Annotated in this window: 6 protein-coding genes; 4 read left to right on the forward strand and 2 right to left on the reverse strand. The window is 26.6% G+C overall.

The features are described from left to right. Together KGF50_RS20285 and KGF50_RS20290 are read left to right on the forward strand one after the other, a co-directional pair. Window positions 1-648 (forward strand): thiamine phosphate synthase (locus KGF50_RS20285; RefSeq protein ID WP_227849733.1); only part of this gene is annotated, 648 nt, incomplete at its 5' end. 179 nt (window positions 649-827) lie between these two features. Beyond that, entirely contained in the window at window positions 828-2,222 is a 1,395-nt protein-coding gene (locus tag KGF50_RS20290; protein ID WP_227828424.1) for a YfcC family protein, read from the forward strand. 181 nt (window positions 2,223-2,403) lie between these two features. Here KGF50_RS20290 and KGF50_RS20295 read toward each other — a convergent pair whose 3' ends face one another. Continuing rightward, entirely contained in the window at window positions 2,404-2,913 is a 510-nt protein-coding gene (locus KGF50_RS20295) for an SdpI family protein (protein ID WP_227849734.1), read from the reverse strand. Window positions 2,914-2,922: 9 nt separating this feature from the next. Continuing rightward, a complete protein-coding gene (locus KGF50_RS20300) occupies window positions 2,923-3,183 on the reverse strand; it encodes an autorepressor SdpR family transcription factor (RefSeq protein ID WP_227849735.1) in 261 nt (86 codons plus the stop codon). A gap of 277 nt (window positions 3,184-3,460) precedes the next feature. Between KGF50_RS20300 and KGF50_RS20305 the strand changes: the two genes are divergently transcribed. Both KGF50_RS20305 and KGF50_RS20310 read left to right on the forward strand, forming a co-directional pair. After that, complete coding sequence (locus KGF50_RS20305) at window positions 3,461-4,828, forward strand: GTP pyrophosphokinase (RefSeq protein WP_227849736.1); 1,368 nt, start codon at window positions 3,461-3,463, stop codon at window positions 4,826-4,828. Between the two features lie 7 nt (window positions 4,829-4,835). Then, window positions 4,836-5,036 carry an NTP transferase domain-containing protein gene (locus KGF50_RS20310; RefSeq protein WP_227849737.1) on the forward strand — a complete coding sequence of 67 codons (201 nt, stop codon included), beginning with the start codon at window positions 4,836-4,838 and terminating at the stop codon, window positions 5,034-5,036. The last annotated feature ends 127 nt before the right edge of the window (window positions 5,037-5,163 follow it).

Genomic DNA, 5,163 nt, shown 5'->3' on the forward strand with positions numbered 1-5,163 from the left:
GTTATTAAAGAATCTATATTGAGTGGCGTAGAAAATATTATAATAAGAGAAAAAGATTTAGAATACGAAGCATTAAAAGATTTATATATAAAGATAAAAAATAAAATCAAGTGTATTAATTTTCAAGAAAAGATAACAGATGAAAACTTGAAAAACAGTATAAAAAAGAAAGAAAATAATGATGGATTCAAAGTGAACTTTATAATAAATAGCAATATAGAATTTTTTGAAAAGACAGATTGCCAAGGTATTCATCTTCCATTTAAATTGTTTTTGAATTTACTGGGAAATAGATATAATTTCAATAAAAATAAAATACTGGGATTGTCATTACATAAAGTAGAAGAAGTAAAGTGTCTAGAAGAAATAATAAGAAAACAAAATATAAAAATAGATTACATAACATTATCACATATATATGAAACTAAGTGTAAAGAAAATTTATTGCCAAAAGGAATTGAACTATTGAAGGAAGCTAAACAAATTACTGATATTAAGATAGTTGCACTTGGAGGAATCCTACCATCTAATGTCAAAGAAACATTAAAATACTGTGATGATTTTGCTGTAATGTCAACTATAATGAAATCTAAAAATATTGAAGAAACAATATCAAATTATAATGAAAAAATTCAATTAGTAAAATAGGAAGTAAAGTATTTAAATTGAATAAAAATAAAAAAAGCTATCTTTTAAAATCTAAAAGAGAGCTTTTTTATTTTGTATCTTTGCTAATAAAAAATTGTAAAAAGGGAAAACTTTAGTCAGAGAGATTAAAAAATATCCTATATAGATTCAAAATTTAGTAAAGTATGGAGGACATTATAATGATTGACAGTAAGAAGAAACGATTTATTATACCACACACTTTTACAATTATATTCTTGCTAATAGTCTTAATGGCAATATTAACTTGGATAGTACCAAGCGGTGAATTTAGTAGAGAAGATGTAGAAGGTAGGATGGTTGTTGTACCAGGGACTTATCAAAGTGTAGAAAGTAATCCTCAAGGATTTACAGATGTTTTTAAAGCACCTATAGAGGGTTTTATTGATTCAGCAGAAGTTGTAGGATTTGTTTTAATAGTTGGAGGTGCTTTTGGTATTGTAAATAGAACTGGAGCTATAGAAGCAGGAATAGCATCAGTTATATCAAAGTTTAAAGGAAAAGAACTACTTATAATTCCGATATCAATGATTTTATTTGGTCTTGGAGGTACTACATTTGGGATGGCAGAAGAAACATTACCATTTTATATGATATTTGTTCCACTTATGACATCCTTAGGATATGATTCTCTAACCGCCATTGCGATTGTATTTATAGGAGCAGCGGCAGGAGCGGCTGCATCGACAATAAATCCATTCTCAGTTGGTATTGCACAAGCACTAGCTCAACTTGCTCCTGGTTCAGGAGTAGCATATAGAGTAGTGATTTTTATAGCATATATATTAATCAGTATAGCGTTTGTTATGTATTATGCTAAAAAAGTTAAAGAAAACCCTGAAAGCTCAATAGTGTATGAGATAGATAAAAATAATAAATCAATACTTAATCATACTTCAACTGAAATAAAAGAGTTTACTTTTAAAGAAGTATCTGTTCTTGCTATATTTGGAATAGGAATGGCAATAATGATTTGGGGTGTTTTAAGTCAAGGATGGTATATCCCAGAAATATCAATGTGTTTTGCTGCAATAGGTGTACTTTCTGGATTAGTTGGGAGATTGTCACAAAGTGAAATTTCTGATAGTTTCATAGATGGAGCAAAAGATTTAGCATCAGCTGCTCTTGCAATAGCTTTAGCTCGTGGAATTGTAATAATTGCTCAAAATGGATTTATAATAGATACTATATTGAATTCTGCAGCAAGCTTTTTAGGTGGACTTCCAAAGGTTATATTTGTATATCTATCATTTTTCTTGGAAGCTGCGTTGGCATTTTTAATTCCATCATCTTCAGGACTTGCTTCACTTACAGTGCCTGTTCTTGCTCCTCTTGGTGATTTAGTTAATATATCAGCTCAAGTTATAGTAACTGCTTATCAATTTGGGGTAGGTCTTACAAACTTTATAACTCCAACATCTGGAGTACTAATGGGAGCACTTGCAGTAGCTCATGTTCCTTTCTCAAAATGGGTAAAATTTATAATGCCTATATTGTTGATTTTAACAGCTGTATCTTTAGTTTTTTTAACAATAGGTATATATATAGGTTTTTAATTGAAGAGAGTTTAATTTAATATATTTAGAAATTATATAAAATACTAAAAATATGATTCTTAATAAATTGCCACCATAAATTTTTTGGTGGCAATTTATTTTATAAATGCTTCATTTCAATATTAAAACAAATTATAGCTTTCTTTAAGAAGTTGCTTTATTTTATTATATTTATAATTATTTATTTAGGAGTATGAGCTCTAAATTTATTTTTATAATGAAGTAATAAATATAATAAAGGTATTGCAAACCATATGAACTGGCATGCTGTTGTGACTGTAGCTGAATCAAAGTAAAAACTCAATATAATCATTCCAATAGCTATAACAAATGATAAATACGCAAAAATCTTACTTGCCTTTTTCCATATTTTTTCATCTCCAATGGCCCAAGCATATTTAGTATCTATGTTCTTATAAATTTGTAGCTTAGGTAATAAATTACCAAAATACATAATTATAATGGCATTTATTATAACTGATACTATGTCATTGACTTCATAAGAAAATATATCATCTATACCTAGTAATGGAATGATAAACTTTCCAACTGCGACTATTAAAAATAGCATTTGTAACTTTCTTGCAGTTTTAACTTTTGGGTTATCTCTTGAAAAACCTAAAATTTCTGGTGCATTTACATAGTTTATAATTAATAATGCTACAAGTAATATTAAACCTATATTTTCCATAATAACCTCCTATATCTTTTTAAAAATATCCAAGAAGTTTCCAAGTACTTCTTGAAGGACTGATAAATTAATAGAATAAATCAAAAATTGTCCCATTTTTTCTGAGCTAATAAGTTCTGCATCTTTTAAAATATCTAAATGTTTAGATATTGCTGGTTTAGACATATTAAAATGACTTGCTATTTCTCCTGCATTCATATCTTTTTCATTAAGTAATTTTAAAATTTCTCTTCTAGTTTCATCACTTAATGCTTTAAATACTTTTACCATAATATCCTCCTTGCTATAGATATAAACATTTAACTAATTAGTTAAATATTTATATCTATAGTATACTCGCATTAGGAAAAAAAATCCACTATTTTTATAACTTCATTATCACAAAATCTTTTAATTTTATCTAATATTTTAATTCTAATTTGAAATATATATGAAGGTTTTTGGAGAATACTTACTTATAATAGGAAAAAATGTTAAAATAAGAATGTAGTTAAATATAAAGAACTGAAATAGCTAACAGTTATTAAACATAGGAGTGTAAAAATTTATGGGATTAAAAGAATTTGATTTTATTGAAGAGTCTATAGAAATGTTGAGGACAATGTCTCCAACATTAGAAACTATATCAGATGAAATAGAAGAGTACTTTGAAAATATCTTGGATGAAAAAAATCAAGAGTATATAAATGTAACCTCTAGAATAAAATCAGAATCAAGTTTAAGGGAAAAGATAATTAGAAATAGATATTTAAAAAAATATGGGGAGGCAAGTAATCTTATTCATAATGTATCTGATTTAATAGGACTAAGAATTGAGTGTAGATTTATTGAGGACGAAAATAAGATATATAGGCTTTTAAGAAGATATTTTAATAAAACAGATGATAAAATAAACTATTATAATAAGGAAAATAAAAATATTAAATTAAAATTGTCTGAAAGACAACCTAATAAGCAAAAAAATGGATTTGAAATATATAAGATAGATGGAGTTTTTGCTTATTTAGATAGAGAAGTAAAATTTGAACTTCAAATCAAATCTCTTGTAAATGTGTTTTGGAGTGAGATTGAACATAAAATAATTTATAAAAATAACACATATTTACTTGCTGATAAATTTATAAAGGATATGATGGACTCTATAAAGAATAATCTTACTATGATAGACAATCAGCTTTTGAGTATTTATAAAAACTTTCATTCAGGAAAGTCTTTTAATATGAAAGTAAGTAAAAAAGAAATTGAAAAGCTCTTTGCAAAATTAGTGTATGATGCTTTTTCAGAAAAGATGAATAAAAGTATAGGTTTTGTTGTGGATTTTAAAAAGCCATGTGAAACTATATTGAGCTATTCTTTTAATAAGCAAGATATAAGTGATGAAGTTTTAGGCAATTTTATGCTCGATGAGTTTGCAAGATTAAATGAAATTGTAAATAAAGATATAGATTTTAATGACCAAATAGAGTTTGAAAGAGAACCTACATTTGATGATAAGTTCTGTAATGATTTAGGAAATCATTTTAGAAGTAGATTAAATACGGAGTTTCCATGGAATTTATTTTTTAGGATATTGTTTGAAATAGAACCATGTAATAACACTGAAGACTTTGAAAACTTTGTAGAGTTTATAAAGGAAAATGTATTGCTTGAAGAAAATAGAGAACAACTTTTATGCCAATTTGAAGAAGATAGTAAATTTATAATTGAAGATATATATAATTGTATTTTTAATAGTATAAGTGAGGTTGATAGTGTTGAAATTTTATATAACTATAATCTTGAAAAAATCAATTTTACATCAAGTGAAATTATAAATTGTATCTGTAGAGAGTATGAATGTTATGGTGAATATTTAGAAGAAAAAGAAAAACTTATGAATGCATTTAAAGAAAAAATTATTCAGATTTTTGAGTAGTCAATCAATGTTGAAATGGCGCAATAGCGCCATTTTTCAAATATATATAAATAAAAGTATTTTAGAGGAGGCGATTTGTATAGAGAAAACAGGTGTGATTTTAGCAGGAGGGAAAAGCTCTAGGATGGGAAAAGATAAAGCTTTTCTAGAATTACATGAAAAGCCTTTTATTGAAATTGCAATAGAAGTATTTAAAAATTTTGATTAAAAAATATCTACGCACACTTGTGACTTTAGTCATGAGTTAGTAGCTAAAATATAGTCAGCATATAGGGAAACTTATATGTAGAGATAGGATAGAACCTATCCAATACTACTTGAATTGCTGGAAACCC

The organism is Clostridioides sp. ZZV15-6598 (assembly GCF_020657705.1).
Taxonomy (GTDB): domain Bacteria; phylum Bacillota; class Clostridia; order Peptostreptococcales; family Peptostreptococcaceae; genus Clostridioides; species Clostridioides difficile_F.

Bases quoted from the DNA above. Each gene is read 5' to 3' on its own strand.
- KGF50_RS20305 (WP_227849736.1), top strand. From the start codon at position 3,461: ATGGGATTAAAAGAATTTGATTTTATTGAAGAGTCTATAGAAATGTTG.
- KGF50_RS20295 (WP_227849734.1), bottom strand. From the start codon at position 2,913: ATGGAAAATATAGGTTTAATATTACTTGTAGCATTATTAATTATAAAC.
- KGF50_RS20290 (WP_227828424.1), top strand. From the start codon at position 828: ATGATTGACAGTAAGAAGAAACGATTTATTATACCACACACTTTTACA.
- KGF50_RS20300 (WP_227849735.1), bottom strand. From the start codon at position 3,183: ATGGTAAAAGTATTTAAAGCATTAAGTGATGAAACTAGAAGAGAAATT.
- KGF50_RS20310 (WP_227849737.1), top strand. From the start codon at position 4,836: ATGTTGAAATGGCGCAATAGCGCCATTTTTCAAATATATATAAATAAA.